The sequence below is a fragment of the Rhodococcus sp. Eu-32 genome, from assembly GCF_003336925.1.
Lineage (GTDB): Bacteria > Actinomycetota > Actinomycetes > Mycobacteriales > Mycobacteriaceae > Rhodococcoides > Rhodococcoides kyotonensis_B.
Genome location: NZ_QGNK01000036.1, coordinates 1 through 21180 on the forward strand (window position 1 = coordinate 1; position 21180 = coordinate 21180).

At 63.7% G+C, this 21180-nt stretch carries 20 protein-coding genes and 2 pseudogenes; 10 read left to right on the plus strand and 12 right to left on the minus strand.

The window, feature by feature from the left end:
• Both DK926_RS25620 and DK926_RS25625 read right to left on the minus strand, forming a co-directional pair.
• A pseudogene (locus DK926_RS25620) lies at nt 1–365 on the minus strand (IS3 family transposase); the annotation flags it as partial.
• A 160-nt stretch (nt 366–525) separates the two neighbouring features.
• On the minus strand, nt 526–1374 hold the full coding sequence (locus DK926_RS25625; RefSeq protein WP_243637023.1) for a GntR family transcriptional regulator: 849 nt from the start codon (nt 1372–1374) through the stop codon (nt 526–528).
• Between the two features lie 169 nt (nt 1375–1543).
• On the opposite strand from DK926_RS25625, the gene DK926_RS25630 reads away from it, so the two are divergent.
• The 6 genes and pseudogenes from DK926_RS25630 (at nt 1544) to DK926_RS25655 (ending at nt 8321) form a co-directional block, all read left to right on the plus strand.
• A complete protein-coding gene (locus tag DK926_RS25630; protein WP_114332740.1) occupies nt 1544–2806 on the plus strand; it encodes a RuBisCO large subunit C-terminal-like domain-containing protein in 1263 nt (420 codons plus the stop codon).
• Nucleotide 2807: 1 nt separating this feature from the next.
• Complete coding sequence (locus tag DK926_RS25635; protein WP_114332741.1) at nt 2808–4103, plus strand: four-carbon acid sugar kinase family protein; 1296 nt, start codon at nt 2808–2810, stop codon at nt 4101–4103.
• Between the two features lie 52 nt (nt 4104–4155).
• A complete protein-coding gene (locus tag DK926_RS25640; RefSeq protein ID WP_243637024.1) occupies nt 4156–5187 on the plus strand; it encodes an alcohol dehydrogenase catalytic domain-containing protein in 1032 nt (343 codons plus the stop codon).
• A 50-nt stretch (nt 5188–5237) separates the two neighbouring features.
• Nucleotides 5238–6308 (plus strand): 2-keto-3-deoxygluconate permease, encoded by a 1071-nt coding sequence (locus DK926_RS25645; RefSeq protein WP_114332743.1) that lies wholly within the window; start codon nt 5238–5240, stop codon nt 6306–6308.
• 115 nt (nt 6309–6423) lie between these two features.
• Nucleotides 6424–7954 (plus strand): annotated as a pseudogene (gene pyk, locus DK926_RS25650) (pyruvate kinase).
• 4 nt (nt 7955–7958) lie between these two features.
• Entirely contained in the window at nt 7959–8321 is a 363-nt protein-coding gene (locus DK926_RS25655) for a WhiB family transcriptional regulator (RefSeq protein ID WP_114332744.1), read from the plus strand.
• Nucleotides 8322–8674: 353 nt separating this feature from the next.
• Here DK926_RS25655 and paaK read toward each other — a convergent pair whose 3' ends face one another.
• The 10 genes from paaK to DK926_RS25705 form a co-directional block, all read right to left on the minus strand.
• Nucleotides 8675–9979, minus strand: a complete 1305-nt coding sequence (gene paaK / locus DK926_RS25660; protein ID WP_114332745.1) for a phenylacetate--CoA ligase PaaK — start codon at nt 9977–9979, stop codon at nt 8675–8677.
• A 15-nt stretch (nt 9980–9994) separates the two neighbouring features.
• The gene (gene paaE, locus DK926_RS25665; RefSeq protein WP_114332746.1) at nt 9995–11089 is read right to left on the minus strand and encodes a 1,2-phenylacetyl-CoA epoxidase subunit PaaE; all 1095 of its coding nucleotides are present in this window, start codon (nt 11087–11089) and stop codon (nt 9995–9997) included.
• Complete coding sequence (gene paaD / locus DK926_RS25670; RefSeq protein ID WP_114332747.1) at nt 11089–11598, minus strand: 1,2-phenylacetyl-CoA epoxidase subunit PaaD; 510 nt, start codon at nt 11596–11598, stop codon at nt 11089–11091. The genes paaE and paaD overlap by 1 nt, the downstream gene beginning before the upstream one ends.
• Nucleotides 11592–12509, minus strand: coding sequence for a 1,2-phenylacetyl-CoA epoxidase subunit PaaC (paaC, locus tag DK926_RS25675; RefSeq protein ID WP_114332748.1), 918 nt, complete (start codon nt 12507–12509; stop codon nt 11592–11594). The genes paaD and paaC overlap by 7 nt, the downstream gene beginning before the upstream one ends.
• Nucleotides 12510–12523: 14 nt before the next feature.
• The gene (gene paaB, locus DK926_RS25680) at nt 12524–12886 is read right to left on the minus strand and encodes a 1,2-phenylacetyl-CoA epoxidase subunit PaaB (RefSeq protein ID WP_114332749.1); all 363 of its coding nucleotides are present in this window, start codon (nt 12884–12886) and stop codon (nt 12524–12526) included.
• The gene (gene paaA, locus DK926_RS25685; protein ID WP_114332750.1) at nt 12883–13830 is read right to left on the minus strand and encodes a 1,2-phenylacetyl-CoA epoxidase subunit PaaA; all 948 of its coding nucleotides are present in this window, start codon (nt 13828–13830) and stop codon (nt 12883–12885) included. Before paaA ends, paaB begins: the two co-directional genes overlap by 4 nt.
• Before the next feature lie 91 nt (nt 13831–13921).
• Complete coding sequence (locus DK926_RS25690) at nt 13922–14680, minus strand: enoyl-CoA hydratase-related protein (protein ID WP_114332751.1); 759 nt, start codon at nt 14678–14680, stop codon at nt 13922–13924.
• The gene (locus tag DK926_RS25695; protein WP_207890917.1) at nt 14677–15528 is read right to left on the minus strand and encodes a 3-hydroxyacyl-CoA dehydrogenase family protein; all 852 of its coding nucleotides are present in this window, start codon (nt 15526–15528) and stop codon (nt 14677–14679) included. Before DK926_RS25695 ends, DK926_RS25690 begins: the two co-directional genes overlap by 4 nt.
• A complete protein-coding gene (locus tag DK926_RS25700) occupies nt 15525–16247 on the minus strand; it encodes an enoyl-CoA hydratase/isomerase family protein (protein ID WP_114332752.1) in 723 nt (240 codons plus the stop codon). Before DK926_RS25700 ends, DK926_RS25695 begins: the two co-directional genes overlap by 4 nt.
• Nucleotides 16244–17464, minus strand: a complete 1221-nt coding sequence (locus DK926_RS25705; RefSeq protein ID WP_114332753.1) for a thiolase family protein — start codon at nt 17462–17464, stop codon at nt 16244–16246. The genes DK926_RS25700 and DK926_RS25705 overlap by 4 nt, the downstream gene beginning before the upstream one ends.
• A 113-nt stretch (nt 17465–17577) precedes the next feature.
• Between DK926_RS25705 and DK926_RS25710 the strand changes: the two genes are divergently transcribed.
• The 4 genes from DK926_RS25710 (at nt 17578) to paaI (ending at nt 21004) form a co-directional block, all read left to right on the plus strand.
• On the plus strand, nt 17578–18189 hold the full coding sequence (locus DK926_RS25710; RefSeq protein WP_114332754.1) for a TetR/AcrR family transcriptional regulator: 612 nt from the start codon (nt 17578–17580) through the stop codon (nt 18187–18189).
• A gap of 87 nt (nt 18190–18276) precedes the next feature.
• The gene (gene paaZ / locus DK926_RS25715; protein WP_114332755.1) at nt 18277–20304 is read left to right on the plus strand and encodes a phenylacetic acid degradation bifunctional protein PaaZ; all 2028 of its coding nucleotides are present in this window, start codon (nt 18277–18279) and stop codon (nt 20302–20304) included.
• Entirely contained in the window at nt 20301–20609 is a 309-nt protein-coding gene (locus DK926_RS25720; protein WP_114332756.1) for an EthD family reductase, read from the plus strand. The genes paaZ and DK926_RS25720 overlap by 4 nt, the downstream gene beginning before the upstream one ends.
• A gap of 23 nt (nt 20610–20632) precedes the next feature.
• On the plus strand, nt 20633–21004 hold the full coding sequence (paaI, locus tag DK926_RS25725; protein ID WP_114332769.1) for a hydroxyphenylacetyl-CoA thioesterase PaaI: 372 nt from the start codon (nt 20633–20635) through the stop codon (nt 21002–21004).
• Nucleotides 21005–21180: the final 176 nt, after the last annotated feature.

The following is a 21180-nucleotide window of genomic DNA, read 5'->3' on the forward strand; positions in this document are numbered from 1 at the left end:
GACCGACTCGACCGCAAAACCATTGGCGCGCAACGAATCTATGAACGCTATGATCATCGATTGCGGGGGTCGAGTTCCCCCGCGAAGAAAGTCGTCGCCGCTTTCAAGATCGCGACGTCCTCGCGTAGCTGCTTGTTCTCGGCCTTGAGCCGTTTGATCTCGGCAGCCTCGGCCGAGGTGGTTCCGGTCCGGTCGCCGGCGTCGATCTGGGCTTGCACCGCCCAGCGGCGCACCGTCTCCTGGCCGACACCGACCTGCCTGGCTATGGCCTCGGCCGCAGCAGTCATCGACGGGTACTCCCCGCCGTGGGTCTCCAGCAACCGCAACGCCCGCGCACGGACCTCCGGATCGATCTTCTTAGGCATGTGCTCATCCTTCCTGACTCAGAAGGAAGCGGCATCAAACTTGGGGTGATTCAGACTGATCGGCACGGCGAGGTTTGGAGGTACTTCACCCTTCTCCGCGGTTAAGTTTCGGTGTTGGTTGCAGTCAGGAGGACCTTAAGTCGTCGAGGTTTTGGTTCGTTCAGTTCTCAAGGCTGGCGGTGAGGGAAGAAAGCGCGGACTGTAGTTCAGCTACAACACGTTTTAGATGCTGCACCTTCTCCGCAGATAACGAGCTACCGGGGTCGACGACGTGCGCGTCCACGTCGAACACGGTGTTCTGTCGGTGCCAGACACGGAACCATTCGAGCCCTACCCCGTTCTCGTCCTGTGTAACTCCCTCGAGCAGAAGCAAGGGATCCCCTACGTCTGCATTCAAGTGCGCAGCGAGGGTTGCGTCGGCTGATACGGCTTGGACCTGCCGGGGCCCGCCGGAGGGGGTGTGTCCGTGTGCGCGCATCAAGCCCAGGAGTGAGTTTCCCTCCAGCAGTTGTGCGGTGAAGTGGGGGAACAGGTCTGCCGGTACCCAGGTCGTCATGTACGCGACAGGCACGTCTTCGAGGTACCGGATCCGTTCGAGTCGGGTGGTGCGACTGGTGTTCAGTGCTGTGCGTGCGCGGTCTGGTGCGTCGGTTTTGTCCACGGACAGCACATGGGTGCGTAGTCGCTGCCCGTGTGTGCTTGCTTGTTCGTCCAGCCCTCCAGCGCGTTGGATGCTTCGGCGCAGCGCTGGTGGCGCGGCGACGATGCTTCCTCGGCCGCGCGCGCGGGTAATCAAGCCCAGGTCGGCGAGCGAACCCAGGGCTTGTCGGACGACACTACGGGCCACGCCGAACTGGCGTTGCAGTTCGTCCTCGGTGGGCAGTGCGCTACCGGGAAGCGCTCTGCCGCTGCTGATTTCGTCGTGCAGCCGGTCGCGTACCTGTACGTGTAGTGGCCGTTCGTCGTTGCGGTCGACCGCCATCGGTGCCATGTCGGCGTTGCTGTGCACGCTTTCGATCGTAAGCGGTCTTGCATAGCGCATCGTGGTGTGCATGGCGCCCCATTCCAGAGTTGACAGTGATGCCCATCACGCATATTGTACGTACGAAAGGTACGGACAAGGCGACAAGCGCCGGTAGTCAGTACCACCCGCCAGATCACAGCAAGGACACCCACCGATGCGAGACCACCGTTCGATCCGCTGCACGTACTACTTGGAATCCGAGATCGAGCCGCAGCGTGCCGCGGCCCTCCTGGCAGGCGAGCAATCGAGTGGAACTTTCCTGCCGGTGCCGGGTGAATCGGCGCGCATCAGCGAGCGTCACGCTGCCCGCATCGTCGACGTGCAGGAGTGCGGATGGAGTCGTCCGAGCTTGCCCTCAAGGACTGAGCCGGAGAAGGTGCGGGCCGCGGTTGCCACGATCGACTTCCCGATGGAAAACGTGGGCACCGATCTCGCAACGTTGCAGACCGCGATCGGGGGGAACCTGTTCGAGCTCGGCGATTTGTTCGCGTGTCGCCTGCAGTCGATCGAACTGCCGGACGACTTCGTCGACGCACACAGGGGTCCTGCTTTCGGTATTGCGGGGACGCGGCGTCTGATCAGTGATGTGTCCGGCGCGATGATCGGCACCATCGTCAAACCCAATGTGGGCTTGTCTGCGGACGAGTTCCGCGGCGTAGTTCGCGAGTTGGCGTCTGCGTCCATCGACGTGATCAAGGATGACGAGTTGATGACCGATCCGCGGTACCTTCCACTCGAGACGCGCGTGGCGATTGCCACCGAGGAGATCGACCGCGCCGAGCAGGTCACCGGTCACCGAACGATGTACGCATTTAACATCACCGGCGACCTCGCAGGTCTGCGCCGTCGACATGACCGCGTCGTCGCTGCCGGGGGACGCTGCGTCATGCTGAACATCCCGATCATGGGACTGCCGGCGCTCGCGTGGTTGCGATCGTTCGCGGAAGTCCCTATCCACGGTCACCGCGCGGGTTTGGCATCGACGATGCGCTCGACAGGCCTCGGTATCGACTACACGGTGTGGCAGAAGCTCGCCCGACTCGCCGGCGCGGATCACCTCCACGTCAGCGGATTGGGGAGCAAGTTCTACGAGCGCGACGACGAGGTATCGGCGAACGTAGCTTCGCTGCTGGCGCCGCTGGGCGCGACTGTCCCTGCGCTGCCCGTGCTGTCGTCCGGGCAGAACGTGACCACACCCGGACCGACGTATGCCGCGGTGCGTTCGACGGATGTATTGATGCTCGCCGGCGGGGGAGTGGCAGCGCATCCAGACGGCCCGAGCGCGGGGGTACACAGCCTGCGTCAGGCCTGGTCGGCGGCCGTGGACGGTGTCCCGCTGGCGGACGCGGCGGCACGCTCGGCAGCGCAGGGCGATCTACATCTTTCGCATGCGATCGACTTGTTCGGAGGACAGTGACATGGCACGCTTCGGTTTCGTCGCCGATGATCTCACAGGCGCAGGCGACGTCCTCGCGCAAGCTCATCAGCACGGTCTCGATGCCGTACTGGCGATCGGGGACGTCTCGTTGCCTACCGACGTCGATGTCGTCGGAATCGCGGGCCCCGCACGCTCTTTGGGTGGACGCGAATTCGACGAGCTCGTCACTCGCGACTTGAGGCGCATCGCGGCGGTCGATCTCGACGTCCTCCTCTACAAGGTGTGCTCGACATTCGACAGCTCACCCACTATCGGCAGCATCGGCCGTGGTATCGAATTACTGCACCAGCAGTTTCCAGCGCACGGCCCGATACCGGTAGCGCCGGCCCAACCCGGATTCGGGCGTTACACCGCATTCAGCCAACACTTCGCCGTATCCGGCGAGGAGATCTACCGGCTCGATCGTCACCCCGTGATGTCCACACACCCCTCCACGCCGATGTCGGAATCCGACCTGCGGCTCGTGCTCGCCGGGCAACTGCGCAGCAGCGCTCAGCCCGGTTTTCTGCACCTGCCGAAGTACACCTCCGGGGAGTTCGAGACAGCCTGGAAAGGACTGCGTGCAGATCCCTCCGCCGCAGCATTCGTCGTCGACGCAGTCGACGACACCCACCTCGACGCCGTCGCCAGCGCTTTGCGCGGCGCACGCGTCGGCGACGGTCCGTCGTTGGTGGTCGGCTCCGGCGGCATGATGGCCGCTCTTGCCAGGTCGATGAACCAACCCGCACCGACCCGGGACGAGTCCTCGGCCAGCGGCCCGGTCCTCGTCGTCAGCGCTTCGGCATCGAGTGTGACGGCGCGACAGCTCGCCGACGCGCGAGGCGCCGGCTGGGTGGATGTGCCGGTGCCGGCGGCAATGCTGCACACGACCAGCGAGACTGACCGTAAAGACGTCGAAACCGCCGTGGCGCAGGCCTTGACAGCAGGAAAGAACGTTCTGGTCCACACCACGCTCGGCGCCGACGACCCTCGATACTCTCAGACACACCCGGTCTCCGCGCAGCACGTCGGAACGTTGATCGGCACACTTGCCGCGCACATGGCGCAGCGTGGCCTGACACGTGATATCGCAGTGTTCGGCGGCGACACCTCCAGCCATGCCTTGATTGCTATGGGCGTCAGCTATTTACGTGTGTCCCAGCAATTCGTCACCGCCGGTCCTATCTGCCGGTCCGATGATGCCGCCGCAGTTGCCGGTTGCCGCCTACTACTCAAGGGCGGGCAAGTGGGACCGGTCGACATTCTCCGCCGCTTCGCGGCTCCCGAACCTGCATGAACACCCCCGACATTCGCAATCCTAGAAAGGCGGCCCACCGATGAGGGCAGTAATGAAAACATCCGCAGAACGCGGAGTCGACTACGTCACCGACGCCCCGGACCCCAAAGCCTCCGACGGGCACGTCGTCATCGAGGTGGCAGCCGCCTCACTCTGCGGCACCGACCGCGAACTCTACGAATGGACACCCTCGGCGCAGGCGTTCAACCTCACCCCGCCGGTCGTGCTCGGTCACGAAGGCGCCGGCACCGTCGTCGAAATCGGCAACGGTGTCATCGACCTGAAAATCGGAGACAAAGTCGCACTCGAGAGCCACCTGATCTGCGGTAGCTGCTACTCCTGCCGCACCGGCGACGCCCACGAATGCGCCAAGACACGCATCATCGGCATGCACATCGACGGCCTGTTCGCCGAATACATGAACGTGCCCCAAGACATCTGCGTCAAGATGCCCGACGGCTTATCCCTCGAATCGGGAGCACTGCTCGAAGCGGCCGGTGTCGCCGTCCACGCCATCCAGCGCGCGAGCTACTCCGTCGCCGGGCGCGCTGTCCTCGTCAGCGGCGCAGGCCCCGTCGGACTGGTGGTCGCGCACCTGTCACAACTGATGGGAGCGGCCTACGTCGTCGTCGTGGAACCGAACCCCTACCGCCGCGCGCAAGCCGCCGCACTCGGCGCTATCGCGATCTCGCCCCAGGACAACCCCGTCGAGAAATGCCTCGAACTGACCAGCCGACGCGGCGGATTCGACGTCGCATTCGAATGCTCCGGCGCACCCGTCGCGCTCGGAACACTGTTTCAAGCACTGCGCCGCGAAGCCACCGTCGTCACCGTCGGACACCCCAGCAAGCCCGTCGACATCGACATCGCGCAATACATCAACAAGAAGGGCATCACACTGCGCGGCATATTCGGTCGCCGACTCTGGGAGACATGGGAGCAGTCCCTGCTTCTCCTGGACTCCGGGCGCCTCGAACTCGACTGGCTCATCACACACCGCAAGAAGCTCAGCGAGATCGACGAAGCCATCGACCTGCTCACCGCAGACGCCTGCAAAGTCCTCCTCGTTCCCGGCCTCGGCTGAGCTCCATTCACCCACACACCTTTTCCTGCCCACCCTTGTAAGGAAACGCCATGTCCGTCCCCATCAAGAGAGCCATCGAGCGCGTTCCCGGTGGAATGATGCTCGTTCCGTTGCTTATCGGCGCGATCATCCACACCCTCGCTCCCGATGCCGGTAACTTCTTCGGCTCCTTCACCGGCTCGTTCTTCACCGGCCTCGCACCTCTGCTGGCAGTGTTCTTCTTCTGCCTCGGCGCCACCCTCGAAGTACGCTCGACTCCCTACATCCTGAAAAAGGGCGGCGTGCTTCTGGGAACCAAAATCGTGTTCGCAGCCATCGTCGGCATCGTCGTAGGACGGATGCTCGGGGAAGCACCGATCGCAGGCGGGCTTCTCGCGGGACTGTCCACACTTGCCATCGTCGCGGCTCTCAACGACACCAACGGCGGCCTCTACATCTCGCTGATGGCGCAATTCGGGCGCAAGAAAGACGCCGGCGCGTACTCGTTGATGTCGCTCGAATCAGGGCCGTTCCTGACGATGATCACCCTGGGCCTCGCAGGTTTGGCTGCCTTTCCCTGGCAAGCACTCGTCGGCGCTATTCTGCCGTTGTCGCTCGGCATGCTCATCGGCAATCTCGACCCCAAGATGCGTGAACTGTTCGGGCCCCTGGTGCCGGCGATGGTGCCGTTCCTCGGCCTCGCGCTCGGATTGACCATCAACCTCACCGCCGTCGTCAAGGCCGGCCTGCTCGGCATCGCATTGGGACTGTTCGTCTCAATCGTCGGTGGCCTGATCCTCATGACCGCCGACCGACTGACCGGAGGCGACGGCGTCGCCGGGCTCGCCGCCGCCACCACAGCAGGCAACGCTGCGCTGGTACCGGCCATCATCGCCGAAGCCAACCCCGTCTACGAGGCCGCTGCCGAACAAGCAACCGTCCTCGTAGCCGCATCCGTCGTCGTCACCGCCATCATGTGCCCCATCCTCACCGCGGCGTGGGCACGACGGCTGCGGAAGAAGAACGGCGGAAAAGGACCGAACGACAACACTGACGACAAAGACGCGACCGACGACGAGTCGACCGACGCCTATTCGACTGACACCGGTAGTTCGGCCGAGGAGTCTTCGACCCGTCACTGACCCGACCTGCCGAGATTGGGGTGCCTGCGCCGCACCGCGCAGGCGCCTCGGTCTCTGACCGATTCGCCGTTGTCACCGGGTGATCCCCGCTGCGGCACACCACGAAAGAAGCATCATGGACACCCTCGACCGTTCACCGGCCACAGCCCACACAACGGAGCGGGGTTCGTCGGCTCGGCGCGAACGACGCACCAAAATCATCTGCACCCTCGGCCCGGCCACCGACTCCGACGACGTGCTCGATGAACTCGTGCGCGCAGGAATGGACGTCGCCCGATTGAATTTCAGCCACGGCGACCACTCCGACCATGCACGCCGCTACCGCGACATCAGAGCTGCCGCCTCGAAATTAGGCGCCACGGTCGCGGTGCTCGCGGACCTACAAGGCCCCAAGATCCGACTCGGACGCTTCACGACAGGTCATGCCGTCTGGTCCGCCGGCGACACGGTACGCATCACCACCGAGACAGTCGAGGGAACAGCAGCGCGAGTATCAACCACCTACAACGGACTCGCCGCCGATGCCCAAGCCGGTGACGCCATCCTGGTCGACGACGGCGAGCTCGAACTGGTCGTCGTCGACGTCGACGGGCCCGACGTGGTGTGCCGCGTCGTTCACGGTGGACCCGTCAGCAACAACAAAGGATTGTCGTTGCCCGGAATGAACGTCTCCGCACCGGCATTGTCGGACAAAGATATTCGAGACCTCGAGTACGCGTTGACGCTCGGCGCCGACCTGATAGCTCTATCGTTCGTCCGCCGCGCATCCGACATCGAACACGTACACGCGGTCATGGACCGTGTGGGCCGCCGCGTACCCGTCATCGCCAAAATCGAGAAACCCGACGCGGTCACCAACATCGCCGCGATCATCGAGGCGTTCGACGCTGTCATGATCGCGCGCGGTGACCTCGGTGTGGAGATCGCACTCGAAGACGTGCCCCTGGTACAGAAGGACATCATTCAGCTGGCGCGGGAGTACGCCACACCCGTCATCGTCGCCACCCAGATGCTCGATTCGATGATCGAGAGCACCCGGCCGACGCGCGCCGAAGCGTCCGACGTCGCCAACGCCGCACTCGACGGCGCCGACGCGGTGATGCTGTCGGGCGAGACATCGGTCGGGCAGCATCCGGCGCACACCGTGCGCACCATGTCCGACATCGTCACGTCCGCCGAAACCGACATCACCCGTGCATCCCCATCTCCGCACGAGCCCCGCACACGCGCCGGAGTGGTGTCCCACTCCGCCCGAGACATGGCAGACAGACTCGGCGCCGCCGCTCTGGTCGCGTTCACCGAGTCCGGCGACACGATGCGCAGACTCGCGCGCCTGCACCCATCGGTCCCGCTGATCGCATTCACACCCAACCCGGACGTCATGTATCACCTCGCGCTCAGCCGAGGGGTCAAAGCATTCCTCGTCGACCCGGTCGCAGACACCGACAGCATGATCGAGCAAGTCAACAGCAAACTGCTCGAAACACCGACTGTGCGAACGCGGTGACGTGGTAATCGTCATCGCCGGTTCACCGCCAGGGTCCGCTGGAGCCACCAACCTCGTGCGGGTCCACCGAGTCGGAGACTCGGCCGCCTCCAACACCAACTGCGAGCCGGGCACGCGACTGGGCCGTAAGAATCCGTAACGCCATGGCACCGAACACTGTCAACAGCCAACCCCGTCGATATCGGTACTCAAGGGCATTTTCGTTATCGGCCCGGCAACTGCCGAACCCCGTAGCAGAGAACTGGGACTGGCAACTACACGCACACTGCAAGTACGACGCCATCGAAACGTTCTTCCCCACCACCGGCCTGAAACACCGCGAGCGGCTTCGCCTGGAACAGCGAGCCAAAGACATTTGCTCTCAATGCCCAGTAATCACCGAATGCCGCTCATTCGCAATGCAATCCGCGGAGCCGTACGGTATCTGGGGTGGTCTGACCCCTCGTGAACGTGCGATGCGGATTCCGCACAGAACAGCGGACGAAAGACCGATACACCCACACTAGCTCTCCTCGGAGTGGCCGTAAGCAGGCCACGGACCCGCCGTCCGACGGTAACGACGCCCCACACGGCTCACGGCCGCAGCAATACAACAAGAAGCTTTCGGCAGAGGTTCAACGGTCCCGGCTCGGATCCGCCACCTCCACAGTCGAACGCCCAAAACAATTCGCGGTCAACCCTGCCTTGACGGTGCGGTAACTGTGCATAGCCATGGCGGTCTTAACTTGGATAGGTCCGATCGCAAGGGGTCGAACAACGCAGACATTGGAGAACTCGGGCACCATCAGTAAGGCGTTGACGGGAGCGGATTGATGCGCCGGCAGATACGACTAAATCGAAGTGGCGGCCAGGCAACGTCTCATGACGGTCGGTTGTCGATCAGGCGCTTTGCTTTTCCGATGGATCGTTCGAGAGCGGCGGGTGCGACTACGTCGACCTGGACACTTACGCCGATTCGTTCTTTCACCAGTTTCTCGAGGATCAGTGCAGACGGGCCGTGTACGTCCGGCGGTGTGTCCGGCCTGGCCTCGACGAGGACGGTCAGAGCGTCCATACGACCGGCTCGTTCGAGTATGCACTGGAACTGCGGTGCCAGTGCGGGGATCGTCAGGATCAGTTCTTCGATCTGCGTCGGGAACAGGTTAACCCCGCGCAGGATGATCATGTCGTCGGTGCGGCCGGTGACTTTCTGCATCCGCCGCATCGTGCGGGCTGTGCCGGGGAGCAGCCGGGTCAGGTCGCGGGTGCGGTAGCGGATGATCGGCATCGCTTCCTTGGACAGCGACGTGAAGACCAGCTCACCCTCCTCGCCGTCGGGTAGGACTTCGCCGGTCACCGGGTCGATGACCTCCGGGTAGAAGTGGTCTTCCCAGATGTGCAGCCCGTCTTTGGTTTCGACGCATTCCATGGCCACGCCGGGCCCCATGACCTCGGATAGTCCGTAGATGTCGACGGCGTCCATGTCCAGGGTCTTTTCAATCTCCTTGCGCATCTCTTCGGTCCACGGCTCGGCGCCGAACACTCCGGTTTTCAGCGAGGTCCGTGCTGGGTCGATGCCTTTCTCCACCATGGCGTCGACGATCGTCAGCATGTACGGCGGTGTCACCATGATGGCGTCGGGTTCGAAGTCCTCGATGAGCTGAATCTGACGATCAGTCATGCCGCCGGACATCGGAATGACGGTGCAGCCCAGTCGTTCCGCGCCGTAGTGGGCACCGAGTCCGCCGGTGAACAGCCCATACCCGTAGGCCACGTGCACCTTGTCCGAGGGCTTCACGCCGCCTGCCCGCAGGCTGCGGGCGATGAGGTCCGACCAGTTGCTCATGTCGTTCGCCGTGTAACCGACCACGGTGGGTCGGCCGGTGGTGCCCGACGATGCATGGATTCGCGAGACCTGATCCTGCGGCACGGCGAACATGCCGAACGGGTAGTTCTCGCGCAGGTCGCTCTTGGACGTGAACGGGAACTTGGCGAGATCCGAAAGGTCTTTCAGGTCGGAGGGGTGAACTCCTGCGTCGTCGAAGGCTTTCCGGTAATGGGGCACGTTGTCGTACGCGTGCCTCAAAGACCACTGGAGGCGTTCGAGCTGCAGCGACGAGATCCTGTCCCTGGACGCGAATTCGATGTCGGGTGTGTCGATGGGGGCGGATCGAATGCTGGTCATGGCTCCTCCGCGGTCTCAGGCGTCGAAGTCGACGGTCACGGTGTCGCTGAGGGGGAATGTCTGGCAAGTAAGAACGAAGCCGGCGGCGACTTCGTTGTCTTCGAGTGCGTAGTTGCGGCGCATGTCGACGTCGCCGAACGTCACCTTGGCGCGGCAGGTTCCGCAGACGCCGCCTTTGCACGCGAAGGGCAGATCGGAGCGGATTTGTTCGCCGGAATCGAGAATCGATTCGTCCTGGGGGAGAGAGCCGGTGACGCTTCGACCGTCGAGGACGATGGTGACTTCGCTGCTCGGGCCCACGACGCCTGGTTCGCGGTGCTTTTCTTGGGGCGGTGGGACATCGTCGACGAAGAAGAGTTCGGCATGCACGCGTGATTTGTCGACACCGAGATCTTCTAGTACCTGCTGGGCGTCGGTGACCATCCCGAACGGGCCGCACAGCCAGAAATGGTCGATGTCCGGCGTCGGGACAACGGTGTCGAGGATGTTCCGCAGGCGCTCGGCGTCGAGGCGACCACTGAACAGCTCCACTTCGCGGGGTTCGCGTGACAGAACGTGGATAACGTCGAATCGGCTGCCGTACTGATCTTTGAGGTCGGCGATCCCCTCGGCGAACATCACCGATCGGGTCCGCCGATTGCCGTACAGCAGAACGACTTGCGCATCGGGGTTCGTGAGCACCGACGCGGCGATCGACAGCATGGGGGTGATGCCCGACCCGGCCGCGATCAGCACGTGCCGTCCGCCTGCAGCGGGGTCGGCGTGGAAGTTGCCGGTGGGTCCTTGGACGTCGATTCGGTCGCCCGCTTTGACGTCGTGAACGAGCCACGACGAGAACAAACCGTCGGATACCTCGCGCACGCCGACGCGAGGACGCTCGCCGGCGGGAGCACAGATGGAATAAGAACGACGGTGTTCCACGCCATCGACTGTCCGCGACAACATCAAGGATTGTCCCGGGAGGAAATCGAATTCGCTCCGTAGATCTGTGGGCACGTCGAACGTGACCGCGACGGCGTCATCGCACAAGCTCTCGACGTCGGCGACGGTGAGCGTGTGAAAAGCCCTGTTGCGCTGGGTTTTCAGCGACGAATCGGCTGTGGCGGTCATCAGATTTCCTTCACGTGGTCGAACGGTTCGAAACAGTCGTTACACCTGTACTGCGCCTTGCACAGCGTCGCGCCGAACTCGGAGGTCAGGATCGTGTTCATCGAGCTGCACTGGGGGCATGCGATCTCACGCGGTTTGACGGTGAGAGTCAACGGGACCGGGCCCGACGAGCGCTCGGGTGCGGGTCCGGGAACCGAGTAGCCGGTCTCACGAAGCTTGCGTCGCCCCTCGTCGGATATCCAGTCGGTACTCCACGCGGGAGTGAGGCTGGTGACGATTTCGACGTCCGAGTAACCGTTGTCGCGGAGCTTGTGCTCGATGTCGTCACGCATGGTGGCCATTGCCGGGCAACCCGAGTAGGTCGGGGTGATGGTGACGAGCACACTGCCATCGCCCCGCAGCTCGACGTCGCGCAGAACGCCGAGATCGTCGAGGGTGAGCAGAGGCATCTCCGGATCCATGACGGACGCGGCGATTTCGCGTGCCGACGTCTCGAGTGTGGTCACCAGACCCCCTCCGGGTGAGCACGGGCGACCACCTGCATTTCCGCGATGAGTGGTCCGAATGCTTCGGTATGGATGCCGCGTCGGCCGCCCCGTCCGCCGATGGTGCCGACGCTCTTACCTGCGGGTGCTTCCAGTTCGGCGGCGTGTAGTACCTGAGCGATGATCGAATCGAATTCCTTCCGCACCTCGCGAGGGTCGACAGCGACCCCCACCTTGGCCAGCGCGATCTCTTGGTCGGTCGGGACGAAGAGTTCGGATACGTAGGGCCACAGGTGAGAAAGCGCCTCTTGCGCACGCCGTTTCGATTCGTCGGTTCCGCAGCCCATTGTCACGACCCAGCGGGCTGCGTAATCGCGATGGTACGTCAGCTCTTTGACACCCTTGCTCGCCACGGCGGCCAAAACGGGGTCGCGGGAGGTGCTCAGTCGATCGAAGATGGCCAGACGCCAGGTGGAGAAGATCAGGAGGCGAATCTGCGACTTGGCGAAATCGCCGTTGTCTAGTTCGGTGAGGCGTACGCACTTGAAAGCGGATTCGTCGCGGAAGAACGCGAGTGCGTCTTCCGACGGGACCGGCGTCGTGTCCGAGATGAACGGCACCACGTCGGCGTCGGCGGCAGCCGCACGCGCGAGAAGTAGACGCGCCTGCCCGAGAAGGTCGAGTCCGACGTTTGCCAACGCGACTTCTTCTTCGAGTTCTGGCGCGCGCGTGCTCCACTCGGCGAGGCGCTGCGAGCTGATCAACGCATCGTCTCCGAGCATCAGGCAGTACGCCGCAAGGGCTTTCAAATCGACGTCGTCGGGAACAGTTGTATCCACGCCGGCGAGGGGATCGTCGAAGCTGGTTCCGAACGCCCACTGCCCGTGTGAATCTTCGTCGACCAGGCCGTCGTAGGCGTTGTCGTGATCAGTCATCAGATTTCTGGCCCTCACATGTGGGGAACGTTGTCGGGGATCTCGTAGAACGTCGGGTGGCGGTACACCTTGTCGCCACTGGGTGCGAAGAACGGATCCTTCTCCGACGGTGACGACGCAACTATGGAGTTGGACGGTACGACCCAGATGCTGACGCCTTCGTTGCGGCGGGTGTAGACGTCGCGTGCGTGACGTAGCGCCATGTGGTCGTCGGCAGCGTGCAGGGATCCGACGTGCACGTGGTTGAGGCCGCGCTTGCCGCGCAGGAACACCTCGTACAGCGGCCAATCCGCTTTGACCTGCTCAGCTTTCGGCTCCACCGGCACGCCGTCGGTGGGTACTGCACCGTGGCCGCCCTCGGCGGTGAACTCTGTCATGATGCTGCGTTCCTCTCTGCGAAGGCAGTGGCGGCCTCGCGGACCCAGGCACCGTTGTCGTGCGCTGCCCGACGGTTCGCGATGCGCTCGATATTGGATGCGCCGTTGCCCTTGATCACCTGCATGAACTCGGACCAGTCCGGCTCACCGAAGTCGTGCGACTTGCGCTCTTCGTTCCAGATCAGGTCGGGGTCCGGGAACGTGACGCCCAGGGCCTCGGCCTGCGGGATGGACATGTCGACAAATCGTTGTCGCAGTTCGTCGTTGGTGTGGCGCTTGATGCCCCACTTCATCGACTGCTCGGTGTTGGGGCTCTCGTCGTCGGGTGGGCCGAACATCATCAGAGCCGGCCACCACCAACGGTTCACCGATTCCTGGACCATGGCCCGCTGCTCGTCCGTGCCGCGCATCATCGTCGCGAGCAATTCGTAACCCTGACGCTGGTGGAAGGATTCTTCTTTGCAGACACGAATCATCGCGCGGGCGTACGGTCCGAAACTGCTGCGGCACAACGGAACCTGATTGCAGATTGCTGCGCCGTCGACGAGCCATCCGATGGTGCCGACGTCTGCGTAGGTCAGTGTCGGGTAGTTGAAGATCGAGGAGTACTTCTGCTTGCCCTCGATGAGCTTGACGGTCAGGTCGGCGCGGTCGGCGCCGAGGGTCTCGGCTGCGGAGTACAGGTACAGGCCGTGGCCGGCCTCGTCCTGCACCTTGGCCATCAGGATGGCCTTGCGGCGCAGCGAGGGCGCGCGGGTGAGCCAGTTACCCTCGGGCTGCATGCCGATGATTTCGGAGTGTGCGTGCTGGGCGATCTGCCGAATGAGCGATTTCCGGTATCCGTCCGGCATCCAGTCGCGGGGCTCGACACGCTGTTCGTGCGCGACGGTCTCGTCGAACGAATCCTGGAGTGCGGCGACATTCATGGTGTCTGACGTGGTCATTTGTCCTACTCTCATTACCGAATGATCGGTCGAAAACTAGTATGCACCGAAGTGGGCCGCCATTCAAGACAGGCGGCCCTTACTCGAAGCGTCAACGTCCGGTGAAGGCGGGCTTTTCCTTTGCCAGGAAGGCATCGACAGCGGCCTTGTGGTCGGCCGTCTGCCCGAGGTGCTTTTGGGCGCGAAGTTCGCGTTCCAGTGCGTCGGACAGTCCCGATACCGAGGCAGCGACCAGAGACTTGACCTGGCGATAGGCTTCGGTCGGTCCAGATGCCAAGATGCACGCCAACTTCGAGGCCGCGTCCAGTAACTCGTCGTCGGCAACCACCCGATGCACCAGTCCCCAGTCGAGTGCCTGTTTGGCAGTGATCTTGTCGCCGAGGAGCATGAGCGCGCGGGCCCTGCTGCTGCCCAACGACTCCACCAACGTATAACTCAGCCCTGAGTCACTGGCCAAACCGATTCCGGTGAAGGCGGTGCCGAACGAACTCTTCGTTCCCGCGATGCGGATGTCTCCGGCCAACGCGATGCCGAGCCCGGCGCCGACGCATGCACCGGGCAATGCCACCACGACAGGCACCGCCACACTCGCCAGCGCTCGAACGATCGGGTTGTAGTGCTCACCGACGGTGTCCATGGCCGTTGCGGGGTCGGCTTCGAGGGACTCGACGTGCTCACCGAGATCCTGACCGACGCAGAAGTTCTTGCCCTCCGCAGTGATGAGCACCGCTCGGGCGTCACCGATTCCGGCGACGGCCTCCAGGAAGGCGACTTTGGTGGCAACGTCGAGCGACGGTCGCGCGAGGGTGATGGTGGCGAGCCCGTCGGATACTTCCAGTTGTACCGTCATTTGACCTCCCAATCGTGAAATCCTCTGCCGGACTTGCGCCCGAGTTCTCCGCGGGCAACCTTGTCTCGGAGCAACTGCGGTGGCGCGAACCGATCACCGAGCGTCGACTCAAGGTGTTCGGCAATGGCGAGCCGGACGTCGAGGCCGACGAGGTCCGTCGAACGAAGCGGGCCCATCGGGTGCTTGTAGCCGAGTTCCATTGCTCGGTCGATCGATTCGGCGTCGGCGACGCCTTCCTCGAGCATCCGGATGGCTTCGAGGCCCAGGCAGACCCCGAGGCGGCTCGTCGCGAAGCCGGGGGAGTCGTTGACGAGTACTTCGGTCTTCCCCAGCAGCGATACCCACGCACGGACTCTGTCGACGACGTCGGGTGACGTTGCGGGAGCCCGAACGATCTCGACCAGCGTCGACGCAGGCACCGGATTGAAGAAGTGCATGCCGACGAAGCGGGCGGGGTCGTTCAGCGCGGCTCCGAGTTCTGCGATCGAGATCGAGCTCGTGTTCGACGCGATCACCGTCTCGGCGGAGACAGTCTTGTCGATGAGTGTGAGCACCTCGACCTTCAGGGACGGGATCTCCGGAACGGCTTCGACGACCAGGTCCAGCTCGGCCGGCAATTCGTCGGGGGAACCGACGGTGGTGACGCGGGCCAGAATCTCGGTGGGATCGGCATCGAGCTTGCCGCGCTCGTGTGCGCGAGCCAGACCCACTTCGACGCGTTCAAGTGCTGCCTTCTGGTCTGCGGCTTCGGCGATGACGACCGTGGAACCCAGCGCGGCGAACACCTGCGCGATCCCGGCTCCCATTCTTCCACCACCGACAACCGCGACCTTCGACGGAACTGTCAATTCTTCTTCTCCAGAAATGCCGACATGCGGCGTTGTTTGTCTTCGGTTTCGAACAGAACAGCTTGGGCGATGTCGTCGGCCCACGGGTGTGCACCGGGTGCGTCGACGATCTTCTTCGTGAGTTTCAGAGCCAAGGGCGCCTGCTTGGCGATGCGATCGGCAAGTGCGTTCGCAGCCGCGAGTGGATCGTCGACGATGCTCATCACGAGACCCGAGCGGAGCGCGGCCTCGGCGTCGAGCGTCCCGCCGCCGAGGAGAACCTGTTTGGCGATGGACACACCGACCAACTGCGGAAGGCGATAGCTTGCCCCGGCGGCGGCCATGATCCCGAGACCGGGCTCGGGATTGCCGAACAGTGCGGTGGACGAAGCAATTCGAATGTCGCAGGCATAGGACAGCTCGGCCCCGCCGCCGAGGGCATAGCCGCGGACGGCCGCGACAGTAGGCAAAGGGAGCGCGGCGATGCGATCGAACAGGGTGCGGTTGATTCCGCGAAGTGCGTCGTCGCGGGTGCGGGCACGCAGCTGGTTGATGTCGGCACCGCCGGCGAAATGCTCCCCCATGCCGGTCAAGATCAGGATCTTCGGCTCTTGCTCGATGACCGCGCATACCTGGTGCAGCTCGCCGATCATCTCGGCGTCGATCGCGTTGCGCTGCGGCTGCCTGGAGAGAGTGACGACGACGCGATCGGCACTCTCTTCCACTACGAGGGTGTTCACGGTGCCTCGATCAGCATCGACACGCCCTGTCCGACGCCGACACACAGCGTCGCCAATCCGCGCGTAGCCTTTTCACGTTCCATACGTCCCAGGAGGGTCAAGAGGATTCGGGCGCCCGATGCCCCGAGAGGATGTCCGAGTGCGATGGCCCCGCCATCGGCGTTCACCTTCGCCTCATCGAGCTTCAACTGGCGAATCACGCCCAGGGACTGGGCCGCAAAAGCCTCGTTGAGCTCGATGGCGTCGAGATCCTCGATCGACCAGCCGGTACGAGCGAGAGCCTTCTGTGTGGACGGAACGGGGCCGAGTCCCATGACATTGGGCGCGATACCGGCACTCGCGCTGGTGACGATGCGGCCGCGCACCTCGAGGTCGTACTTCTTCACGGCCTCCTCGCTGGCGATTACCAAGGCAGCGGCACCGTCGGTGAACGGTGACGCCGACCCGGCAGTGACGATCCCGTCCTTCTTGAAGACGGTCTTCAGCTTGCCGAGCTTTTCCAGGGTGGTCCCGCGACGAGGTGTCTCGTCCTCGGTGACATCACCGGTCTTCGTGGGCACCGCCACGATCTCGTCGACGAAGCGCCCAGCATCCTGCGCAGCGATGGCGCGTTCCTGGCTGCGTAGCGCGAAGGCATCGCTCTCGGCGCGGGAGATGCCCTCGCTGAGAGCGACCTCTTCTGCGGTTTCGCCCATCGACAACGTGATCTTGCGGATGTCCGGCGCCGAACCGGCGGGAACCTGGGCGTCGTATGCGGCAAACGCCGGGTTGGTGAACCGCCATCCCAACGCGGTATCGAAGATCTCGCCGGGTTTGGCCCACGCGGAACCAGGCTTGGCCAGAACCCAGGGTGCTCGCGTCATCGACTCGACGCCGCCCGCGACGATGAGGTCGGCCTCGCCGCTGCGGATGGTCGAGGCGGCATTGGCGACCGCGGTCAGACCGCTCGCGCACAACCGGTTGACGGTGTAGCCGGGCACCGAGTCGGGGAGTTCCGCCAGAAGTACCGCCATACGCGCGACGTCACGGTTGTCCTCGCCTGCCTGGTTGGCGGCTCCGAGGATGACCTCGTCGACGCGGTCGCTCGGGATGCCCGCTCGACGCACTGCTTCACCGACGACGATGCCGGCGAGATCGTCGGGTCTGACGGTCGACAGAGCACCGCCGTATCGCCCCTGCGGTGTTCGTGCTCCTGCCACCAAGAAAACTTCGCCCACTGTTCTGCTCCTTCGCCGGGTTACGCTCCATTAATAACCGAACATTCGGTCGAGGCGCAAGGGTCGGTGGCGTCGCGGATCCGCACTGCCGCCGCATTTGGGAGGATGAACGCATGACAACCGCACGTGCCCCACGCAGAACCGGGCTACCCGGTCGGCCCGGTTACGACCTCGACTCGCTTCTGGCGGTGGCTGTGAAGGTCTTCAACGACAAGGGGTACGACGGCACGTCCATGGAGGTGCTGGCCCAGCGCCTGGGGATCACCAAGTCCTCGATCTATCATCACGTCTCCGGCAAGGCCGAGCTGCTCGAACTGGCCCTTGCGCGCGCGCTGAACGCGCTGTTCGCGGTGACGACCGAGGAGAAGGCCACCGAGGGTCGCTACATCGATCGGCTCGAATACCTGGTCAGACGAAGCGTCGAAATTCTGGTCGCCGAGTTGCCCTACGTCACCCTGCTGTTGCGTGTGCGCGGCAACACCGACGTCGAGCGACGCGCGCTGGCCCGGCGCCGAGAATTCGACGCGTTCGTCTCCGGCCTGGTGGTCGCTGCCGCCGACGAAGGGGATCTGCGTGCCGACATCGACCCGGATTTGGTCGCGCGCTTGCTGTTCGGCACCGTGAACTCGCTGATCGAGTGGTATCGGCCCCGTACGGGAGGCTCGGCCGGAGACCTCGCCGACGCGGTGGTATCGCTGACGTTCAACGGGCTGCGTCGGGGCTGAGCAGCAACTCCATCTCGGTTCCTTGACATCTTCACCTGACCGCGCAATGGTAATTACCGACCGAACGTACGGTGAGATGGAGATGCTGTGAGCAGACTGCTGGAAAGCTACGCACGAGGACAATGGTTCGCCGCGAGTGACGAGGGAGCTCCGTTGCTCAGCGCGATCGACGGCAGCGAGGTCGCTCGGATTTCGTCGACGGGTCTCGATGTCGCCGGAATGATCGACTACGCCCGCACTGTCGGTGGACCTGCGCTCGCCGCATTGACGTTCCACGAGCGTGCTGCGCTGCTCAAGCAGCTGGGACTGACGCTGCTGGCGGGCAAGGACGAGTTCTACGAGCTGGGCGTGCACACCGGTGCCACGACACGCGACTCCGGCGTCGATATCGACGGCGGCTTCGGCACCATCCTCGGCTACGCCAGCAAAGCGCGTCGTGAACTCCCCAACGACACGGTCTACCTCGACGGCGAGGTGGAGCAGCTCGGCAAGAAGGGCACCTTCCTCGGCCAGCACATCTACACCTCGCGCCGCGGCGTGGCAGTGCAGATCAACGCGTTCAACTTTCCGGTGTGGGGCTTCTTGGAGAAACTCGCCCCCGCATTCATCGCCGGCGTCCCCACCATAGTCAAGCCCGCCAGTCAAACCGCGTATCTCACCGAACTGGTGTTCCGTCGCATCATTGAAAGCGGCCTTCTCCCTGAGGGTTCGGTGCAGCTGCTGTGCGGAAGTGCGCGCGGCATCATCGACCACCTCGGTGGCCAGGATTCGGTCGCGTTCACCGGCTCCGCCGATACCGCCGCATCACTGCGCGGACACGCCAACGTCGTCGGCGACGGTGTCCACTTCACCGCCGAAGCCGATTCCCTCAACGCGTCGATCCTCGCGTCCGACATCGGCGCGGACGATCCCGAATTCGATCTCTTCGTCAAGGGCGTCTTCGCCGAGATGACGGCGAAGGCCGGCCAGAAGTGCACGGCCATCCGACGAGTCCTCGTGCCGCAGGCGATGGTCGAACCCGTCATCGACGCGCTGAAGGCGCGACTCGACAAGGTCGTCGTGGGTGACCCCCGCGACGATGGTGTCACGATGGGTGCACTCGCGAGCATCGACCAACGCGACGAAGTGCTGAAATCCATTCGTGAATTGACCAAGTCGGCGACCGTTGTCTACGGAAATCCGGACGACATCGATGCGCGTCCGGGCGCGTTCATGGCACCGGTACTGCTCAAAGCCGAGGACAACACGGCGTCCGAGCCACACGAGATCGAAGCGTTCGGGCCGGTCTCGACTGTTATCGGCTACGGCGATACCGCGGAGTTGTTCGATCTGATTGCACGCGGCAAGGGTTCGCTGGTTGCCTCGCTCGTCACGAAAGATGCGGGCATCGCTCGCGAGATCGTTCTCGGGTGCGCACCATTCCACGGCCGAATCCTGGTCCTCAATCGCGACGATGCCAAGGAGTCGACCGGACACGGCTCGCCCCTTCCCGTCCTCGTCCACGGTGGACCGGGTCGCGCCGGCGGCGGCGAAGAACTGGGCGGTATGCGCGGGGTGCTCCACCACATGCAGCGCACAGCAATCCAGGGAACCCCGAACGTACTCACAGCAGTGGGTAACAAGTGGGTCAGCGGTTCGGCCCGGACTACCGGCGACGTGCACCCGTTCCGCAAGAACCTCGGCGAACTGAACCTCGGCGACACCATCGTCGGCGGACCTCGTCAGGTGACGCTCGCGGACATCGACCACTTCGCAGAGTTCACCGGCGACACGTTCTACGCCCACACCGATCCCGAGTCGGCAGCGGCGAATCCGCTCTTCGGCGGCATCGTCGCCCACGGTTACCTCGTCGTCTCGCTCGCTGCCGGCCTGTTCGTCGATCCCGCTCCGGGCCCCGTGCTCGCGAACTTCGGAGTCGACAACCTGCGCTTCCTCACACCGGTCAAGGCCGAGGACTCGCTGACGGTCACGTTGACGGCCAAGCTGATCACACCGCGTCAGAACGCCGAGTACGGCGAAGTACGTTGGGACGCAGTCGTCGTCAACCAGGAGGGCGACCCGGTCGCGACCTATGACGTGCTCACCCTTGTCGCCAAGCCCGAGGGTGACGCATGAGCTACCGCGTGGCCGTCTGCTACGGCAAGCCCGATGACCCCTCGGCGTTCGACGACTACTACACCTCGACGCACGTTCCGCTGGCGAAGGCGGTACCCGGTTTGGTCGGATTCACCTGGGGCAAAACCAAATCTCTCGATGGGTCCGAACCGCCCTACTATGCAGTCGCCAATCTGTATTTCGACGACGAAGCGTCACTGCAGACGGGTCTGAGATCCCCGGAAATGAAGGCGGCAGGCAAGGACGTGCGAAACTTCGCAACCGGCGGAGTCACCATGTTCATGCAGGAAGAAGTGCAGCAATAGTGCAGAACCGAATCGCGCACGAGATGTTCGCAGCGGACGCTGCGTCTCGGAAGCTCGGTATCGAACTGGTCGAACTCAGCGACGGCCGCGCACGGATGTCGATGACCATCACCGAGGACATGATCAACGGCCACGCCATCACCCACGGCGGGTACGTATTTCTGCTGGCAGACACCACATTTGCGATGGCGTGCAACAGCTACGACGAGCCGGCCGTGGCGGCGCGGTGCGACATCCGGTACCTGCGACCGACGAAGGCAGGCGACGTCTTGGTCGCCACCGCCGTCGAGCGTGCGCGATTCGGCAAGAACGGCATCTACGACGTCACCGTGACCAACGGTGACGTCGTGGTCGCCGAATTCCGCGGCGACAGCCGGACCATTCCGGCACGATAAAGCCCGACGTCAGACCGCATCCCTCTCCATTCGTGATCCGCGCCTCGAAACGGGAAGCAGATACAAGGACGCCGTCAGCATCGTCGATATTCTCCCCACGGTGCTCGACGCTCTGAACATCGAGGAGCCTGGGGCCGACCGGCCCGGCATGTCTTTGCTGAGGACGTCCCGAGCGA